Genomic DNA, 18,592 nt, shown 5'->3' with positions numbered 1-18,592 from the left:
TCGCTACATGCAGTCGGCCAAGCTGTAAGGCTTGCTTCGTCGCGCCACCGGGTCAGGCATCCGGTGGTGGAGCACCGCCAAGAAACTGCCCGCCCGGCCCTCAGTGGCCTGGCGGGTTTTTTCGTGGAGCTGAAAATGGCCATGACGGCAGCCCGATCGGTTCCCTCGAGCGCACATCGAGAGGCAGAAAAAAGCCCCGCGTATCGCACGCAGGGCTGGGTCCCAAAAGGGGCGTTGGTGCAGTCGGTTCAGCGCCCGGCGGGTTGTTGCAACGCACGCTCCAGCGCACGGGCAGGATCTTCGTCGGCCTGTTCGGTGGCCGAGGTGTCGGCATCGGGGGCGATGTCGGATTCCTGCGAGGACTCGGGGGCGAGCTCTTTTTCCGTCGAATCGGTGTCGACATCGGGCTCCACCGGGATTTGCAGTTGCTGCATCACTTCCTCGGCGCTGAGCTTTTCCCCTTGTTGGATGTTGCCTGTCACCAGCCCGGGGAAGGCGATGATGACGCCGACCATGAACAACTGGATGCAGATGAAAGCGATCGACCCCTTGTAGATCTGCGGTGTGCTCACCGCGGGGATCCGCTTGTTCGTGATGCGGTCGAGGTAGTCGGCCTTCGGGGCGACGCTGCGCAGGTAGAACAGCGCAAAACCGAAGGGGGGCGTCAAGAAGGAGGTCTGCAGGTTCATCGCGATGATCACGCCGAACCAGATCAGGTCGATGCCCATCTTCTCGGCCACCGGCGCGAGGATCGGAATCACGATGAAGGCGATCTCGAAGAAGTCGATGAACATCCCCAGCACGAAGATGAGGAAGTTCACGAAGATCAGGAAGCCGAGCTGCCCACCAGGCAACTTGTCGAACAAGTGCTCTACCCAGAAGTGGCCATCGGCCGCATTGAAGGTGAAGCTGAACACCGTCGAGCCGATCAGGATGAACAGCACGAACACCGACAGCCGGGCCGTGCTGTCCAAGGCTTGCTTGAGCATGGCAAAACTCAGCCGGCGCCGCGATGCGGCCATGATCAAGGCGCCGACGGCTCCCATCGCGCCGCCTTCGGTGGGGGTGGCCACGCCCAGGAAGATGGTGCCCAACACCAGGAAGATCAGCACCAGCGGCGGGATCAGCGCGAAGGTCACCTGCTGCGCCAGGCGCGACAACAGGTTGAGTTTCAGGAGCTTGTTGGCCAGGGCCAGCAGCAGGGCCAGCAGTGAGGCCACCGTGGTCGACAGGATGAAGACCTCATCGGTGGGCGCCGTGTCGAAGGGGCGCTCGACCAGCGGATTGATCACCGAGGCGTGAATGCGCGACCAGCCCACTGCCGCGATGGCGCACACGAGCATCAGCACGATCAGCGAGCGGTGGCCGCTGCTTCCATTGGGCTCACGGTAGATGCGGGCCTCGGGCGGCAGGGCGGGCACCCAGCTGGGGCGGAAAATCGCCACCAAGATCACGAACAGCAGATAGCAACCCACCAGCAGCATCGCTGGCACCAGCGCGCCGGCATACATGTCGCCCACCGAGCGGCCGAGCTGGTCGGCCATCACGATCAGCACCAGCGACGGCGGGATGGCTTGTGCCAGCGTGCCCGAGGCCGTGATGGTGCCGGTGGCGATGGTGCGGTTGTAGCCATAGCGCAGCATGATGGGCAGCGAGATCAGGCCCATCGAGATCACGGCGGCGGCCACCACGCCGGTGGTGGCTGCCAGCAGAGCGCCCACCAGGATCACGGCGATGGCCAGGCCGCCTCGCACCGGGCCGAACACCTGGCCGACGGTGTCGAGCAGGTCTTCGGCCATGCCCGAGCGTTCCAGGATGATGCCCATCAGCGTGAAGAACGGGATGGCCAGCAGTGTGTCGTTCTGCATGATGCCCAACACCCGCAGCGGCAAGGCTTGGAACAGGTTGGCGCCAAACAGGCCCAACTCCATGCCGATGAAGCCGAACAGCAAGCCGGTGGCTGCCAGGCCGAAGGCCACCGGAATCCCGCACAGCAGGAAGAACAGCAGTCCCGCGAAAAGGATGGGGACGAAATTCTGGGTGAGGAATTCGATCATGACTGGGCTTTGGCGGTGGAATGATCGTGAGCTTGTGCTTCTTGGGCGAGTTCTTCAGCCAGCTGTTCGGCCTCGCTTTTGCGTTCGATGTGGGAGAAGGGCTCGCTGCGATGGCCAGTCAGGAAAGCCACCCGCTTGATGAGTTCGGAGACGGCTTGTGCCAGCAGGATGGCAAAGCCGGTGGGCACCAACAAGTACACCGGCCAGCGCACCAGCCCGCCCGCGTTCTGGGACATCTCTCCACTGTGCCAGGCATTGACGAACAGGGGCCACGACAGCTTGATGAGGATCACGCTGAGCGGGATGATGAACACCACCATCGCAAAGATGTCGATGATGGCATTGGTGCGCTTGGACAAGCGCGAGGAGATGAAATCGATGCGTACATGGGCATTGTGCAAAAGCACATAGCCCACGCCCAGCATGAACACCGCGGCGAAGAGATACCACTGGATCTCCAGCCAAGCGTTGGAGCTGGTGCTGAGAACCTTGCGCACGATGGCATTGGTCGCGCTGATGAGCACGGATGCCAAGACCAGCCACATGATGACGCGACCGATCTGTTCGTTGATCCAGTCGATCGCTCTGGACAAGCTGAGCAGGGTGTTCACGGGGTCTCCAAGAACGTGGAACTGCATGGGCCCACCACACCGGGCGGACCTGCGCAGGGCAGGTCGTTCCAGGACGCAGCAGGCCGGGGATGGCACGGGAGGAAGGCCAGGTCGCGCCGTTCACAGTTTGGCAAGGCCCTGGCCCCGTGTGCCGCCGCGCACTGTAAGGAGCATGAACTGAATATCGCCTGAACACTGAGCGTGTTTGCGCGAATCCTAGGGAAGACCCCTAGGCGGTGGCAGGCCGACAGCCCCGAGGGCGGCGAGCCGGGGCGGGGCGAGGAATGTGAGGATCAGTCCGCAGCCGTGGCGGCTTGGTACAGCCGGGCGCTGCGTGCGCCGGATCGACAGAACATCAGCACCGGCCGCGGCAGCGTGGCCAGCACCTGGGCGGCTTGAGCGATTTGCTCGGGGGTTTGGCCGGTGGAGGGGACGGGAAGATAGACGTACTGCAAACCGGCGGCCCGCGCTGCGGCTTCGATTTGGGCGCTGGTGGGCTGTTCGGGACCGCCTTCGAAATCGGGGCGGTTGTTGATCACGCTCTTGAAGCCGGCGGCGGCAGCCTCGGCCATGGCCGAGGGCTCCAGCTGCGGGGCGACGCACACGTCGGGAGCGATGCTTTGGGTGGGCAGGGACATGGGAACAGACTCCTGGGACGAGGATTCAGCGGCTGAGGGCTTGCTTGACGACGGCAGACACCACGCTCATGTCTGCCCGGCCGGCCAAGGCCGCCTTGGCAGCGGCCATGACCTTGCCCATGTCGCCTGGACCGCTGGCCCCCACTTCGGCCACGATGCGCGCGACTTCCGCGGCGATGTCCTCGGGGCTCAAGCGCTGGGGCAGATAGGCCTCCAGCACGGCGATCTCGGCATTTTCTTTGTCGGCCAAGTCGGTGCGCCCGGCCTGGGCATATTGCGCCGCGGCGTCTTTGCGCTGCTTGATCAGCTTGTCGACGATGCCGATGACGCCGGCGTCATCCAGGGTGATGCGCTCGTCGACTTCTTTTTGCTTCATCGCTGCCAGCAGCATGCGAATGGTCGACAGGCGCTCACTGTTCTTGGCGCGCATGGCGGCCTTCATGTCGTCGGAGATGCGGTCCTTCAGGCTCATGGGAGTGTGGATGGATGCAAGAGGGAAGTATGCCGCGATCGGCCCAGAAAGCACAAAGCCCGCCGGGCGTCCCCAGGCGGGCTCGGGTGAAGCCGGACGGCGCGGGGCGCGGCCGTTGCCGGAATTCAATAAAGCTTCTTGGGCAGCTGCATGCTGCGAACGCGCTTGAAATGGCGCTTGATGGCCGCTGCTTTCTTGCGCTTGCGCTCGGCCGTGGGCTTCTCGTAAAACTCGCGGGCACGCAGCTCGGTCAGCAGGCCCAGCTTTTCGATGGTGCGCTTGAAGCGGCGCAGGGCCACGTCGAACGGCTCGTTTTCTTTGACGCGAATGGTAGTCATTGAGAATGAGGATCCTTGAATCTCTTGGCGCCTTGCCCAGCGGGCTCGATCAGTCTTTTCGATCAACCCCTTGGGCTCCCTGGTGTACGGCCAAGGCCGAAGACGCACGGTTTGCCAGCAAAGACCGAAATTATAACCTTCTGAATGGGCTTTGCAAAGGAGGCGTGCGCCGGCCGTGCCTGGCCTGCGGGCTGCCACCGGCCTCATGCCATGGCGGCGGCCATGGCGCGTGCGCAAGCTGCCGCGCTGGACCAAGCCCACTGAAAGTTGAATCCGCCGAGCCAGCCGGTCACATCCACCACCTCGCCGATGAAGTGCAGGCCGGGCACGCGGCGGCTTTCCAGGCTTTGGGAACTGAGGTCACGGGTATCCACGCCGCCGGCGGTGACTTCGGCTTTGCGATAGCCCTCGGTGCCGCTGGGCAAGACGTGCCAAGCCTGTAGCCGTTGCGCCACGGCATCGAGGTCGCGGTCGCGGGTGTCGGCCAGCGCTCGGCTGCCGTCCAAGCCCAGGGCTTGGAGCCAGACGTCGGCCAGGCGTTGGGGCAGGTGCTCGGCCAGCGCGGTGGCCAGCTGCCGGCGCGAGCCGGGTTTGGCCTGACGCAAGGTGTGCCCCACATCCAGCCCCGGGCACAGGTCGATCGTGAGCGAGTGGCCGGGCCTCCAGTAGCTGGAGATTTGCAAGACGGCCGGGCCGCTGAGGCCGCGATGGGTGAAGAGCAGGTCCTCCTCGAAGTGACCTTGCGCGCGGCCTGTCCCACAGCGAATGCTCACCGGCAAGGCCACGCCGGCAAGGGCGGCGAATGGCGCCCAGTCGGCGCCATCGAAGGTGAGCGGCACCAACGCGGGGCGGGGCTCGACTATGCGGTGGCCGAATTGACGGGCCAGTCGGTAGCCGAAGTCGCTGGCGCCGATCTTGGGAATGGACAGCCCCCCGGTGGCCACCACCAGCCGAGCGCTGCGCACGGGGCCGTGCTCGGTGTCGCATTCGAAGCCGGCGCTGCCATGGCGCACCGCCAGGACTCGGCACGGTTGCCAGCGCGTCACGCCGCCGGCCGCACATTCGCGCAACAGCAGGCGGATGATGTCTTCGGAAGATTCGTCGCAGAAGAGCTGACCCTTGTGCTTTTCGTGCCAGCCGATGCGATGACGCCGTAGCAGCGCGAGGAAGTCTTGCGGTGTGTAGCGGGCCAGGGCCGAGCGGCAGAAGTGCGGGTTGTCGGACAGGAAATTGGCTGGCCCGGCATCGCGGTTGGTGAAGTTGCAACGACCGCCGCCCGAGATGCGGATTTTCTCGGCCACTTTGGCCGCATGATCGATCACGAGCACGCGCAAGCCGGCCTGCCCAGCCAGGCCCGCACAAAACAGACCGGCCGCGCCCGCGCCGATCACCACCACGTCATAGGTTTGCACGGGGCGCAGTGTAGGGCCTGCGGCATCAATGCCTGGGACGGCTGGCGGTGACCAGGGCCAGGGCCTTGATTGCTTGCGCGTCGATGTCGGCGGTGATGCGTGACAGCGCATGGGCCACCACGGCGAACTCGCGGCCATGAACCCCTGCGCGGGCGGCCATGGGGGTCGGATCGCTGAGCGAAGGCATGCAAAGGGTGGGCCACCATGGCCAGCCCTAGAATCGAGCGGGATCGGCAGTTCGTCCCGGGAGACTGGTATGCGTCTGGAAGTGTGGTGGGCCTATTTCTTCGCTTGTTGGGCGATCGCCTTGTCGCCAGGCTCGGGGGCGGTGTTGTCGATGAGCCATGGGCTGTCGTATGGCGTGCGGGCTGCCAGCGTGACCATTGCCGGTTTGCAAGTGGGCTTGGTGCTGGTGCTGTTGATCGCCGGGGCGGGCTTGGGCGCGTTGCTGCTGGCTTCCGAGACGGCATTTGCCGTGGTCAAATGGGCCGGGGCGGCGTATCTGGTGTGGTTGGGCTTGCAGCAGTGGCGCGCGGGGGTGTCGATCACGAACGCGGCGCAGCGCTTGCCACCGCTGTCGGCGCGGCGGCGGTTCCTGTCCGGGCTCTTGACCAATGCGACCAACCCCAAGGGCATCGTCTTCATGGTGGCCGTGCTGCCGCAGTTCATCGATCCAGGGCGGCCGTTGGGGATGCAGTTGCTGATCTTGGCGCTGACGATGTGCACGGTGGATGTGATCGTGATGCACGGTTATGCAGCATTGGCTGCTCGATTGCAGGGCCTGCTGTGCACACCAGGGGCCATGCGCTGGCTCAATCGGACCTTGGGCGGTGTCTTGATGGGCATGGGTGCGGCGCTGGCCGCATTCAAGCGGCAGCCGCTGTAACGCCGAGGTCTTTGCCTTGGGGCAGGGCGGCCAAGCCCTGCAATACGTCGCCCACGATGATGATGGCCGGGCTGCCCAGGCTTTCGCGTTGCATGGTGGCCGCCAGAGCGTCCAACGTGGTGAGGGCATGACGTTGTTGGGGCAAGGTGGCATGCTGCACCACGGCCACCGGGGTGTCGCGGCGCAGGTGGGCGCGCAAGCCATCGGCGAGCTGTCGATGCCGGGCCACCCCCATGTAGATCACCAGGGTGAAGCCTTGGGCGGCGGTGGCGGCGAGCTGGGCCCAATCGAGCTCGGACTGCCCGTCTCCGGCATGACCGGTGACGAAAATCACCCCATGGGCTCGTTGGCGGTGGGTCAGCGGCACGCCCAGGGCCGTGCAGGCGGCCAGGCCGGCGGTGATGCCGTTGATCACCTCCACACGCAATCCGGCGGCGCGCAAGTGTTCGGCTTCTTCGCCGCCGCGGCCAAACACGAAGGGGTCGCCGCCTTTGAGCCGCACCACCCGTTCGCCGCGGCGGGCTTCGGTGATCATCATGCGCTCGATGAAGTCTTGGGGCGTGGAGCGGCAGCCGCCGCGCTTGCCCACCGGCACGATGCGCGCCGTGCGCCGCGCGTAGCGCAGCACCCCATCGCCGACCAGGTCATCGACCAGGAGCACGGTGGCGCGCCGGATGGCTCGCACGGCCTTGAGGGTGAGCAAGTCCGGGTCGCCTGGGCCGGCACCGACGAGGGTGACCAGCGGAGGCTGGGCGGGGCTGAGCAGGTCAGGCCGTCGGGGCATGAGCGGGGGTCCTGGTGTCCGGGATCGAGGCGGCGGCATGCAAAAGGCATTCCAGCTGCTGCTGCAGGGGCGCGGGCACGGCTTGCTCGCCCCGCATCACGGCCTCGATGTAGCTGGCGGTGGTGGCCGCATCGCATCGTGGCGGCAGTGACGGCAGATCGGTCAGCACGCCTTCGCGAGTCGCAACGCCTAGCTCAGGGCGGAGTTGGCCGGCGATGAAAATGTCCATGCGTGGTGTGCGGCGCGGATCGGCATAGGGTTCGCCTTCGGTGCCGCGCAACAGCATCGCATGGGCTTCGGTGGTTTGCAGGAACTGGGTCAGCAGGCGTCCATACTCGGGGTGGGTGTAGTTGACGATGCGCAGACCCGCCCCGGGGTCGAGCAGTTTGGCCACGGTGTGACCGGGGTTGCGCAGGCCAATGACCCAGCGCACCTCGAGCAGTCGCGCCAGAGGCGGGCACAGTCGTTCGGTGCGGATATAGGCCGGCTCGCCGCGGCTCCAGCGTTGTTGGAGCTCGCTGGGCGCCTCGGCCGGGGCCAAGCCGAGGTGGCCGAACACCTCGGCGGTGGTGACGCGATTGGGGTCGTCGGGCATGCCGTGCACGAGGACTGCCACGCCGGCGCGCGCCAGCATCAGCGCCAGCAGGGCCGTGAGGTTGGGCAGCTTGCGGGCGCCGTTGTAGGACGGCAGCACGACCAAAGGGCGTCCGGCTGCGATGGGCAGGCAGCGCTCGCGCGTGGCCTGCAAGAAGCCGGCCAATTCGTCGACGGACTCTCCTTTGATGCGCATCGCAATGGCGAAGGCGCCGAGTTCGAGATCGCTGATGCGACCATCGAGCACCTGGCACATCAGATCGTAGGCTTGCTCACGGCTGAGTGAGCGAGCGCCTTCCTTGCCGCGGCCGATTTCTTTGATGTAGGGGGCGATGCTCATGGGGCGTGCAGGGATGGTGCGTTGCGCAGAAGACCCCCATTGTCACGCGACCTGCAGGCTGGCGCGGACCAGGCGTCGCAGTTCGGGCATGCAAGAGCCGCATTGGGTCCCGCATCGCCGTTCGGCTTGCAAACGGACCAGGCGTTCTTCGGCGCTGCCTTGGCAGTGCGCAAGGGTGGCGACGATGTCGGATTCCGTGACGTTCAAACACGTGCACACCTGGCGGCTGCGTGGGCTCAGGGAAGCCGGTGGCTTGCCGCCGGGGGCGAGCAAGGCTCGGCCATAGGCCTGGGCTGGCACCTCGTCTTGCAGCAGGGCGCGCACCCAGGACTGTGCGCGGGTGTCTCCGGCCAGCAAGAAGGCTTCCAGCCGGGTGTTGCCATGACCATCGGCCACCAGGCGCATGGTGCGGCGCTGGCCGCGACGGCGGTCCACATAGCGCAGGACCTCGGCGCTGGCCAAGCCGAGCCGGTGCTCGATCTGCGCGAGGGCTTCATCGTCCAGGGGCTCATAGGCCGCTGCACGCAAGAGCACGCCCAGCACGCCGCGCTCGCTGGGCTCGCGCCCGAAGGGCACGCAGGTGGCATAGGCAAAGCGCGGCATCAGTGCACGCAGATCCGCGATGGCGCGCTGGGCCTGGCCCACTGGCAGCCAGGCGGCCGCCAGCAGCGTCCAGGGCAGCTCGGCCTTGAGCACTTTGACCGCCGTATGCTTGAGTTCGGGTTGTTTGGAGCTGGGGCAGTAGGCCGAGGTGGTCAGGGCATTGACGCCGGCCAAGCGCTCGCCGGTGCTGCTGGCGCCGCTGAGGAATTCTTCACCCCAGTGCATGGCCAAGAAGGCCTGCGACAGGCCCACCTGCTCGCTGCCTTGCACCGGCAACACGATGGAGCCGCGTCGGGACGTGAGATGCACGAGGTCGCCGTCTTGCAAGCCACGGCGCGCCATGTCCTGGGGATTCAGTTGCACGGCGGGCTCGCTCACATGTCCGAACAGACGCCCCAGCAGGCCGGTGCGGCTCATGCCATGCCACTGGTCGCGCAGCCGGCCGGTGGTCAGGCTGAAGGGATAGCGGGCGTCGCGCGGCTCGGCCACGGGGGTGTAGGGCACGTCGGCAAAGCGTGCCCGCCCGTCGGGCGTGGCAAAGCGCCGGTCTTCGTACAGCCGGGCGCGCGGGGGTTGTCCCTGCGGGCAGGGCCAGTGCTGCGGGCCCTGCGCCTCGAGCCGTGCATAGCTCAGGCCGGTGATGTCGAGGTCGCGCCCGCGGGTGGATTCGCGGTGTTCGTTCCAGATGGCTTCGGGGCCGTCGTAGGGAAAGAGCGTGGCAGCCGCGCCGCGGCGGCGCATGCCCCAGCGGGCTTCGAGCCGACGCGCGAAGTCCACCACGATGCGCCAGTCGGCGCGGGCCTCGCCCGGGGGAGCAACGGCGGCACGCACGCGGCTGATGCGCCGCTCACTGTTGGTGACCGTGCCTTCTTTCTCGCCCCAAGTGGCCGCAGGCAGCAGCAAGTCGGCATGGGCGCAGGTGGCCGTGGTGGCGAAGGCTTCCTGCACCACGATGAACTCACAGCGCGCCAAGGCTGTGCGCACGGTGGCCTGATCCGGCATCGACTGGGCTGGATTGGTGCAGGCGATCCACAGCGCCTTGATTTCGCCGCGGGCGGCGGCCTCGAACATCTCGACGGCGGTCTTGCCCGGCGTGGCCGGCACATCCGGCACGCCCCACAGGCGTGCCACTTCGGCGCGGTGTTCGGGGTTGGCCAGATCGCGGTGGGCCGACAGCAGGTTGGCCATGCCGCCGACCTCGCGTCCGCCCATGGCATTGGGTTGGCCGGTGAGCGAGAAAGGCCCGGCCCCAGGGCGACCGATGTGGCCGGTGGCCAGATGCAGGTTGATGAGCGCAGCGTTCTTGGCCGTGCCGCTGCTGCTTTGATTCAGCCCCTGGCAGTACAAGGACAGTGCCGCGCGCGATTGGCCGAACCAGCGGGCCGCTTCGATCAGGGCGGAGACTTCCAAGCCGCAGATGCGTGCCGCGTCTTTGGGTGGAAAGTCGAGGACACGCTGTCTCAGCGCCTCGAAGCCCTGGGTGTGCGCCGCGATGAAGGCCGGATCGATGAGTTGCTCCCACATCAGCACGTGGAGCATGCCGTAGAACAGGGCCACGTCGGTGCCGGGCAGCAGGGGCAGATACAGATCGGCCAGTTCGGCGGTTTCGGTGCGCCGCGGGTCGGCCACGATGATGCGCAGCTGGGGATTGGCGCGTTTGGCATCCTCGATGCGCCGAAACAGGATGGGGTGCGCCCACGCCGGGTTGGCGCCTACGATGAAGATGAGATCGGCATGATCGATGTCTTCGTAGCAATTGGGCGGCGCATCGGCGCCCAGCGTCAGCTTGTAGCCGGCCACTGCACTGCTCATGCACAGCCGCGAGTTGGTGTCGATGTTGTTGGTGCCGATCAGGCCTTTGGCCAGCTTGTTGAAGACGTAGTAGTCCTCGGTCAGGAGCTGGCCCGAGATGTAGAAGCCGACCGCATCGGGGCCGTGGCGATCGATGATGTCGCCAAAGCGGCTGGCCGCTTCATCCAGCGCCGCGTCCCATCCGATGGCCTGTGGGGGCTGATCCCGGCGCTGGCGGCGCATGGGCTGCAGCAGCCGGGTGTGCGCCATCAACGGGGCACTGGCGGTCAGGTGCAAGGTGCTGCCCTTGGTGCACAGCCGCCCGAAGTTGGCCGGGTGCTCGGGGTCGCCGCGCACGCCCGTGATGTGCCCATCGTGCGACTCGATGATCACACCGCAGCCGACGCCGCAGTACGGACAAGGCGAGCGTGTGTGCCGAACCGGCGTCTGTGTCATGCCGCAGCCTTTACCTCGTCCAGGGCCAGGGTGTCGAGCTCCTCGACATCCAGGTAGACCTGGCCGTCATCGATCTTGACCGTGAACCGCGGCGTGCAGCCATGATCGGGCTCTCGCGCGCAACCGTCGTCCAGGCCGATGGTCCAGTTGTGCAGCGGGCAGGCCACGCTGGTGCCAAAGACGATGCCCTGACTGAGCGGTCCGCCTTTGTGTGGGCAGCGGTCCAGCAGCGCGAAGACTTGATCGTCGGCATTGCGAAAAATGGCCACCGCGCCGCCAGCGGGGCGTTGCACGCGGCGCGCGCCCAGCCGCGGAATGTCCTCGACGCGGCAGATGGCTTTCCATTGAGTCATGTCGCGGGTCTCCTAGAGGGTCAGACGCTCAGCGCCTCGAATTGACGGGGATCGACCTTGGCCTTGTCGAACTCGAACCAGGGGTCGGGTTCGCCGTCCAGCGCAAACTGCAGGCGCTCCCACAGTGCGCGGCGACCTGCGGCGTCGTCGAGGATGCGTTTTTTGACGTAGTCCAGTCCCACGCGGGCCACGTAGTGGCAGGTGCGTTCCAGGTACCAGCCTTCTTCGCGATAGAGCTGCAGGAATGCGCCGCTGTATTCCAGCACTTCCTCGGCCGAGCGCACCTTCACGAGGAACTGCGCCACTTCGGTCTTGATGCCGCCGTTGCCGGCCACATAAATCTCCCAGCCCGAGTCCACGCCAATGACGCCCACATCCTTGATGCCGGCTTCGGCGCAGTTGCGTGGGCATCCACTGACGGCCAGTTTCACTTTGTGCGGGGCGTACATGCGCCACAGCGCGCGCTCCAGGTCCTTGCCCATTTGGGTGCTGTTTTGCGTGCCGAAGCGGCACCATTCGCTGCCGACACAGGTTTTGACCGTGCGCAGCGCCTTGGCATAGGCATGCCCCGAGGGCATGCCCAGGTCGCGCCAGACCTTGGGCAAGTCTTCTTTCTTCACCCCGAGCAAGTCGATGCGTTGACCTCCGGTGACCTTGACGGTGGGGATCTGGTACTTGTCCACCACGTCGGCGATGCGGCGCAGCTCAGCGGCGGAGGTCTCGCCACCCCACATGCGCGGCACCACCGAATACGTCCCGTCTTTCTGAATGTTGGCGTGGCTGCGTTCGTTGATGAAGCGCGATTGCGGCTCGTCCTGGGCCTCTTTGGGCCAGGTGGAAATGAGGTAGTAATTCAGGGCCGGTCGGCACGTGGCGCAGCCATTGGGCGTGCGCCAGTTCAGGTGGCGCATCACGGCCTCGATGGTGAGCAGCTTGGTGCCATCGGGCAGTGGGGTGCGGATGGCTTGGCGCACTTCCTCGTGGCTGTGATCGGTGCAGCCGCAGATGGCCTTCTTCTTCGGGGTGGCCGAGTAATCGCCGCCTGCGACGAACATCAACAACTGCTCGACCAAGCCGGTGCACGATCCGCAAGAGGCGCTGGCCTTGGTGTGTTTGCGCACCTCCTCTAGGGTGAACAAGCCTTTTTCTTTGATGGCTTTGCAGATCGTGCCCTTGGTGACGCCGTTGCAGCCACAGACTTCATCGGCGTCGGCCATGGCCGCGGCCTTGTTGTGACCTTCGTGGCCGGTGTCGCCGATGTTCGATTCGCCGAACATGAGCCGGTCGCGAATGTCGTGGATCGCACGCCCCTCGCGCAGCAGTTTGAAGTACCAGGCGCCGTCCACCGTATCGCCGTAAAGGCACGCGCCCACTAGCTTGTCGTCCTTGATCACGAGCTTTTTATAGACCCCGCCGTAGGGGTCGTGGAGGACGATGTCCTCAGTGGCTTCGCCGCCCATGAAGTCGCCTGCCGAGAACAGGTCGATGCCCGTGACCTTGAGCTTGGTGGAGACCTGTGATCCCTGGTAGCGTCCGATGCCAAACTGCCCCAAATGCGTGGCGCACACCTTGGCCTGTTCGAACAACGGGGCCACCAGACCATAGGCCACGCCGCGATGGGACGCACACTCGCCCACCGCGTAGATGCGCGGGTCGGTGACGGTCTGCATGGTGTCGGTGACGACGATGCCGCGCTGGCACAGCAGGCCCATGCGCTCGGCCAGGTCGGTGTTGGGGCGAATGCCCGCGGCCATCACAACGAGGTCGGCTGGGATTTCCGTGCCATCTTTGAGCTGCACGGCCATGACGCGCCTATCCGGGCCGCCGATCAGGGCCTGGGTCTGCGCTTTCAGAAAGAACTTGAGTCCGCGTTCCTCCAGGGATTTTTGCAGCATCTTGCCGGCGACGGCGTCGAGCTGGCGCTCCATCAACCATTCGGCCAGGTGCACCACGCTGACTTGCATGCCGCGCAGCATCAGGCCGTTGGCCGCCTCCAGTCCCAGCAGACCGCCGCCGATGACCACCGCATGGCGGTACTTCTTGGCCGCCTCGATCATCGTGTTCGTGTCGGCAATGTCCCGGTAGGCGATCACGCCGGCGAGCTCGCGGCCTGGCACGGGCAGGATGAAGGGATGGGAGCCGGTGGCCAGCAGCAGGCGGTCGTAGGCCGCTTCGGTGCCGTCTTCGGCACGCACGATGCGGCGGCTGCGATCGACCTGCGCCACCTTCTTGCCCAGATGCAGGGTGATGCCGTTGTCCTCGTACCACGACAGGGGATTGAGGATGATTTCGTCCAGCGTCTGCTCGCCCGCCAGCACGGGGCTGAGCAGGATGCGGTTGTAGTTGGGATAGGGCTCGGCGCCGAAGACGGTGATCTCGTAGAGATCGGGCGCGATCTTCAGCAGCTCTTCCAGGGTGCGTACACCGGCCATGCCGTTGCCCACCATCACCAGTTTCATTTTTTTCATGTCCCGAACTCCATCGATGAGCCTGTCTTCACAGAAGAAATAGCAAGCGGGGTGCCATGTCGGTGTGCGGAGCCTCCAACGTGGCGCACCGCCGTGGGGCTTGCATGAGGCCGTGCTTTCCGACACAGTGCCGAGCCGTTCGTCTTTGATCCCCGAATGCCCGAGCCTTCATGAGTTTCGACGTCGACATCGGTCATGCCAGCCAGCGCGGAGCGCGCGAGCGCAACGAGGATTTCGCCGCGGTGGTGCGGCCGGCCCGCAGCGAGGAAGCACGGGGCTTGATCGCGGCGGTGGCCGATGGTGTGGCCAGCGGCGGTCAAGGCTTGCTGGCGGCGCAGACCACGGTGATGAGCCTGGTGCAGGATTTCCACGCCGTGCCCGAGACCTGGGACACCACGGTCGCGTTGGATCGGCTCATCGGTGCGCACAATGCTTGGCTGGCGGCGCACAATCGGCGCGGCAGTTCGCAGGGGGCGGCGATGTGCACGCTCACCGCGTTGGTGCTGCGAGGGCACAGCTATACCTTGGCCCATGTGGGCGATTCGCGGGCCTGGTTGCTGCGCGATGGTGAGTGCATCCAGCTCACGCAGGATCACAGCGTCGACCCGCAGGGCTGGCATCACGCACTGTCGCGTGCGATCGGTTTGGACGATCATGTGCGGGTCGATTACAGCCAGGGCGAGTTGCATCGCGGCGACGTGTTCGTCCTCACCAGCGATGGTGTGCATGGGGTGCTGCGCCGGCGTGAGCTGGCGGCCTTGGCGTTGCTGGGCTCGGCGCAGGAGGCCAGCGAGGCGCTGGTGCGTGCGGCTTTGGCCGCTGGCAGCCGCGACAATGCGACCGCGCTGGTGATTCGCGTGGCCGGTCTGGCCACGGGTCGATTGGAGGACTTGTTGTTGCGCGGCCGTCAACTTCCGGTGCCGCCGCGGCTGCGGGTGGGCGACAAGCTGGACGGCTACACGGTCACGGCGGTCCTGGCCGACAATGGAGTGCATCGTCTGTACCAGGCGCGAGATTCCCGCACCCAGGCCCTGGTGGTGATCAAGACGCTGCATGAGGCCCGGGCGAGCGATCCCCAAGAGCGCGCGATGCTGGCGCACGAGGCCTGGCTGGGCAGCCGAGTGGCCAACGAGCCCGGCGGCGGCTTGGTGCGTGTGCACGAGGTGGCCGATCCCAGCGCCTTTTACGTGGTGTACGACTGGCACGGCGGTCACACCCTGGAGCAGCTCATGGCCCGGGGGCAGCCCTTGGGGGTGTCCGAGGTGGTCGAAGCCGGCCTCGCAGTGCTGGGGGCTTTGGGGCGATTGCATCGGCATGGGGTGATCCATCGCGATGTCAAGCCGGCCCATGTGCACCGGGGCGAGGATGGTCGTTGGCGTTTGCTCGACTTGGGGGTGGCCGTGTCTGGACGCGAGCCTGAAGCCGCCCGCAGTCTGCACGCGGGCACGCCCAGCTACATCAATCCCGAGCAGTGGCTGCCGGACGAGCCGTTGCCGGCCGATGCGGGCAGCGATCTCTACGCGCTGGGGGTCACCTTGTACCAGGCCCTCACGGGCCGCCTGCCTTATGGGGACGTGGAGCCCTACCAGCTGGCACGCTTCCGCCACGATCCCCTTCCGCCCTCGAAGTGGCGTCCTGAGGTGCCGGTGTGGCTGGACCGTGTCGTGCTCAAGGCGGTGGCGCGCGATCGCCGACAGCGATTCGAGACGGCCGAGGAGTTCGCGCTGGCGCTGCAGCGCGGGGCCGCACGGCCTTTGCCCCAACAGCCGCCCACGCCGCTGGTGATGCGTGATCCGGCGGCGCTGTGGAAGATCGGGCTGGCCATTTCGCTGTTGTTCAATGGACTGCTGATCCTGTGGCTGCTGTTCCTTCCGCGCTGATGCGCAGGAGGGCATGGGGACGATCCGCATGGCCGGCTCCGCTTATTTGGCCGCGCCGTGCAGCGAGGCGCGCCCATAGTCCTGGGGTGCGCCTTCCACGGGCGTGACGCGTGCGCGGCCCCCTCGTTCGGCCCAGGTGCGCGTCCAGCGGATTTGCACGATGCGCAGCATCAACAGCATGCCCAGGGCCAACACCGCGAAGGCGACGAAGCCCCAGAGGTAAGTGCCGGCATACTGCTTGGACAGCCCCATCGCATTGGGCAGGAACCCGCCGCCCAGCGCGCCGATCTCGCCGATCATCGATCCGGCCACGGCCGTCGTCAGCGGCCAGCGCAAGGGCACGAGTTGGAACAAGGCCCCATTGCCCGCGCCCAAGGCGGCAAAGCACAGCATGAACAGCAAGGTGGTGAGCACCACCGAGCCGCCGGCCAAGCCGCACAGCACCAGGGTGAGGCTGACGATGAGCAGCACGCCCGTGAGCGTGGTGACGCCGCCGACGCGATCAGACACATAGCCGCCCACCACGCGTACGGCCGAGCCCATCAGGGTTGCCAGCATCGTGAGCTGGCCGGCTTCCACCTTGGTGACTTTGAACTGGTCGTAGAAGTAGGTGGGCAGGAAGCTGGACAGACCGATGAATCCACCGAAGGTGACGATGTAGATCAGGCTGAAGGCCCATCCGTCCTTCTCGAACAGACAAGACACGTGTTCGCGCAGCGTCTGGTGTTCTCGGTCGGGCGGCTCTTTGGCGGCCCACCACATCACGGCCATGGGCAGCAGCATGGTCAAAGCGGCCAGGCCGTAGACCGTCTGCCAGCCCAGATGGGTGGCCAACGGGGGGGCAAAGAGCACGGCCAGCACCGTTCCGGAATTGCCGGCGCCGGCAATGCCCATGGCCAAGCCTTTGTAGCGCGGCGGGTACCAGCCGCTGCCCAGGCTCAGTGCCACACCGAAGCTCGCACCGGCAATGCCCAACAGCACCCCCATGGCCAGCACGCGGTCGTAGCTGTCGACGAAGAAGTAGCCGTAGATGAGGGCCAGCACGATCAGGCCCATTTCGACCATCGCAGCGTTTTTGCGGCCGATGTACTGTGCCAGCACACCCAGCGGGAAGCGCATCAGCGCGCCGGCCAGGATGGGGACCGAAATCATGAAGCCTTGCTGTGCCGGCGTGAGCTGGAAGCTCTCCCGAATGAACGGACCCATCGCGCCATTGAGCACCCAGATGGCGAAGCAGAAATCGAAATAGAGAAACGACGCGAGCAGCGTCGGCCAGTGACCGGATTTCAGGAAAGTCGTGGAGCCAGACATGACGAGCCTCGATGAACCCACGGCCTTGCGGGCCGTCGGCAGGGCAGGCACTGTGTTGCGCACGGCGTCATGCGCAGGACCGGCGGTGCGGTGCACGGTCTGGGTGCGGCGTTGCACCCGGCTGCAGTGCAGCAACATCCATGCCAGGGCCACGCCGTGCGGCTGGTGTCGTGGGCGCGGAGCTTGCTTGCCCCGATGGCCAGGCGTCCCAGGATGGCTGCCTTCCGCAGAGGCTGGGCCCGGCCCTGGGGCATCCACTTAATTCACTCGAAAAGGAGAGGGATTCTGAACGTCGTCGACTGCCGCCCCGTTTCGGTCCTCGTCTTGGCCGAAGACCCGCTGCCATGCGGCATGCTGCAGTCCGATCTGGAGGCTGCGGGCTTTCACGTCCTTGGTGCCACCGACTGCCACATGCTGGTGCGTGAGGTGGTGCGGCGCGCACCGGATGGGGTGGTGGCCTGGGTGTCGCATCTCGACGAGGCGTGGCTGCAGGCCATCGAACGCTTGCGCGACGTCGAGCCCTGCCCGGTGCTGCTGTACACGGCAGATGCCGAGGTGGAGCGCCTGGCGCGTGCCTTGCAGGCCGGGGTGCACGGTTGCGTGGTGCAAGCTTACGCGCCACAGCGCTTGCGCACCGAATGGGCGCTGGCGCGGCTGCGCTTCGAGCGCGAGCGGGCGTTGCGCGAAGAGCTCGAGGCCGTGCGGCAGCGTTTCGAGGAGCGCAAACTGGTCGACCGGGCCAAGGGCTTGCTGATGCGAGCCACCCAGATGAGCGAGGAGGAGGCGTTCCGCGCCCTGCGGCGCGCGTCGATGCAGGCCAATCGGCGCGTGGGCCTGGTCGCGCGCGAGGTGATCGATGCCGCACGGCACGGCGAAGCCGTCAACCGCTGCGGCCAGCTGCGCATGCTTTCGCAGCGTTTGGTCAAACTCCATGCCTTGTGCATGTGCGGCGAGGACGTCGAGGAGCACCGACGAGGTCTGCACCGGTCGATGCAGCGGGTCGATGACAACCTCGCGGTGCTCCAACGTCATCTGTCGGCGGCCAGCTTCGGTGATTTGCTGGGCGGGGTGCAATCGGCCTGGGCGGCGCTCAAAACTGCCTTGGGGGATGGCGCGGCGCAAGACCTGGCGGCGGTCGATGCCCAGGCCGAGCGCTTGCTCGAGCAGGCCGAGCGGCTGACCACGATCTTGGAGCAAGCCAGCCCAGGGTCCACGCTGCGCATCCTCAACATGGCCGGCCGCCAGCGCATGCTTTCGCAGCGCTTGGCCAAACAAGTGTTGCTGGCGTCGATGATGCCCGCACCATCGGGGCCGCAGATGCTGGTGCAGGCGCAGGCCACGCGCCAGTTGTTCGAAGACGCGCACGATCAGCTGAGCGCCCTGCCATTGTCGGATCCGTCATTGCGCGAATCGCTCCAGGCTTCGGCGCGGGCGTGGGCGGCCTTGCTCGATGGAGCCAGTCGGGCCCACGAGGTGGACGGCCGCCGGACAGTGGCGCAGGTCAGCGAAACGCTGCTGCTGGAACTCGACCGGCTGACCGAGCGTTTCGAGCTGAGCCTCGAGCAGCTGCTCGGCTGAGGCACATTTTTTGTGCGCCA

15 protein-coding genes and 1 pseudogene are annotated in these 18,592 nt (G+C 66.2%); 3 read left to right on the top strand and 13 right to left on the bottom strand.

The window, feature by feature from the left end; all coding sequences use genetic code 11:
• Positions 1-248: 248 nt before the first annotated feature.
• The 7 genes and pseudogenes from CTA01S_RS09945 to CTA01S_RS16445 all read right to left on the bottom strand — a co-directional run.
• Positions 249-2,057 carry a TRAP transporter large permease gene (locus CTA01S_RS09945; protein WP_062195066.1) on the bottom strand — a complete coding sequence of 603 codons (1,809 nt, stop codon included), beginning with the start codon at positions 2,055-2,057 and terminating at the stop codon, positions 249-251.
• Entirely contained in the window at positions 2,054-2,668 is a 615-nt protein-coding gene (locus tag CTA01S_RS09940) for a TRAP transporter small permease subunit (protein ID WP_019559594.1), read from the bottom strand. The genes CTA01S_RS09945 and CTA01S_RS09940 overlap by 4 nt, the downstream gene beginning before the upstream one ends.
• Before the next feature lie 293 nt (positions 2,669-2,961).
• The gene (locus CTA01S_RS09935) at positions 2,962-3,306 is read right to left on the bottom strand and encodes a protein tyrosine phosphatase family protein (protein WP_019559595.1); all 345 of its coding nucleotides are present in this window, start codon (positions 3,304-3,306) and stop codon (positions 2,962-2,964) included.
• Between the two features lie 25 nt (positions 3,307-3,331).
• Entirely contained in the window at positions 3,332-3,778 is a 447-nt protein-coding gene (locus CTA01S_RS09930; RefSeq protein ID WP_062195062.1) for a GatB/YqeY domain-containing protein, read from the bottom strand.
• 125 nt (positions 3,779-3,903) lie between these two features.
• Positions 3,904-4,116: a 30S ribosomal protein S21 gene (gene rpsU / locus CTA01S_RS09925; RefSeq protein WP_019559597.1), complete on the bottom strand. Its 213-nt coding sequence runs from the start codon at positions 4,114-4,116 to the stop codon at positions 3,904-3,906.
• Between the two features lie 203 nt (positions 4,117-4,319).
• On the bottom strand, positions 4,320-5,528 hold the full coding sequence (locus CTA01S_RS09920) for a BaiN/RdsA family NAD(P)/FAD-dependent oxidoreductase (protein WP_062195058.1): 1,209 nt from the start codon (positions 5,526-5,528) through the stop codon (positions 4,320-4,322).
• Between the two features lie 25 nt (positions 5,529-5,553).
• Positions 5,554-5,688: pseudogene (locus tag CTA01S_RS16445) on the bottom strand (methyl-accepting chemotaxis protein); the annotation flags it as partial.
• Between the two features lie 96 nt (positions 5,689-5,784).
• On the opposite strand from CTA01S_RS16445, the gene rhtB reads away from it, so the two are divergent.
• Positions 5,785-6,414 carry a homoserine/homoserine lactone efflux protein gene (rhtB, locus tag CTA01S_RS09915; protein WP_062195054.1) on the top strand — a complete coding sequence of 210 codons (630 nt, stop codon included), beginning with the start codon at positions 5,785-5,787 and terminating at the stop codon, positions 6,412-6,414.
• Here the strand turns inward: rhtB and cobA are convergent.
• From cobA to nirB, 5 genes are read right to left on the bottom strand one after another with little or no spacing between them, the layout of a single operon-like run.
• Positions 6,395-7,198: a uroporphyrinogen-III C-methyltransferase gene (gene cobA, locus CTA01S_RS09910; protein WP_019559601.1), complete on the bottom strand. Its 804-nt coding sequence runs from the start codon at positions 7,196-7,198 to the stop codon at positions 6,395-6,397. The two genes, rhtB and cobA, sit on opposite strands and share 20 nt — an antisense overlap.
• Positions 7,182-8,132 (bottom strand): DNA-binding protein YbiB, encoded by a 951-nt coding sequence (gene ybiB, locus CTA01S_RS09905; RefSeq protein ID WP_062195050.1) that lies wholly within the window; start codon positions 8,130-8,132, stop codon positions 7,182-7,184. Before ybiB ends, cobA begins: the two co-directional genes overlap by 17 nt.
• A 42-nt stretch (positions 8,133-8,174) precedes the next feature.
• Entirely contained in the window at positions 8,175-10,982 is a 2,808-nt protein-coding gene (locus CTA01S_RS09900; RefSeq protein ID WP_062195045.1) for a nitrate reductase, read from the bottom strand.
• Positions 10,979-11,335 carry a nitrite reductase small subunit NirD gene (nirD, locus tag CTA01S_RS09895; protein WP_019559604.1) on the bottom strand — a complete coding sequence of 119 codons (357 nt, stop codon included), beginning with the start codon at positions 11,333-11,335 and terminating at the stop codon, positions 10,979-10,981. Before nirD ends, CTA01S_RS09900 begins: the two co-directional genes overlap by 4 nt.
• A gap of 20 nt (positions 11,336-11,355) precedes the next feature.
• Positions 11,356-13,803, bottom strand: a complete 2,448-nt coding sequence (gene nirB / locus CTA01S_RS09890; protein ID WP_062195041.1) for a nitrite reductase large subunit NirB — start codon at positions 13,801-13,803, stop codon at positions 11,356-11,358.
• 170 nt (positions 13,804-13,973) lie between these two features.
• Between nirB and CTA01S_RS09885 the strand changes: the two genes are divergently transcribed.
• Positions 13,974-15,683: a bifunctional protein-serine/threonine kinase/phosphatase gene (locus CTA01S_RS09885; RefSeq protein ID WP_062195037.1), complete on the top strand. Its 1,710-nt coding sequence runs from the start codon at positions 13,974-13,976 to the stop codon at positions 15,681-15,683.
• A gap of 42 nt (positions 15,684-15,725) precedes the next feature.
• Here the strand turns inward: CTA01S_RS09885 and CTA01S_RS09880 are convergent, their stop codons facing one another.
• Positions 15,726-16,994: an MFS transporter gene (locus CTA01S_RS09880; RefSeq protein ID WP_062195102.1), complete on the bottom strand. Its 1,269-nt coding sequence runs from the start codon at positions 16,992-16,994 to the stop codon at positions 15,726-15,728.
• A 351-nt stretch (positions 16,995-17,345) separates the two neighbouring features.
• Between CTA01S_RS09880 and CTA01S_RS09875 the strand changes: the two genes are divergently transcribed.
• On the top strand, positions 17,346-18,572 hold the full coding sequence (locus CTA01S_RS09875; protein ID WP_062195030.1) for an ANTAR domain-containing protein: 1,227 nt from the start codon (positions 17,346-17,348) through the stop codon (positions 18,570-18,572).
• Positions 18,573-18,592: the final 20 nt, after the last annotated feature.

The sequence above is a fragment of the Caldimonas taiwanensis NBRC 104434 genome (genome assembly GCF_001592165.1).
Taxonomy (GTDB): domain Bacteria; phylum Pseudomonadota; class Gammaproteobacteria; order Burkholderiales; family Burkholderiaceae_C; genus Caldimonas; species Caldimonas manganoxidans.
The sequence above is the reverse complement of the archived record's forward strand: the minus strand, read 5'-3'. Positions and strand labels throughout refer to the sequence as shown.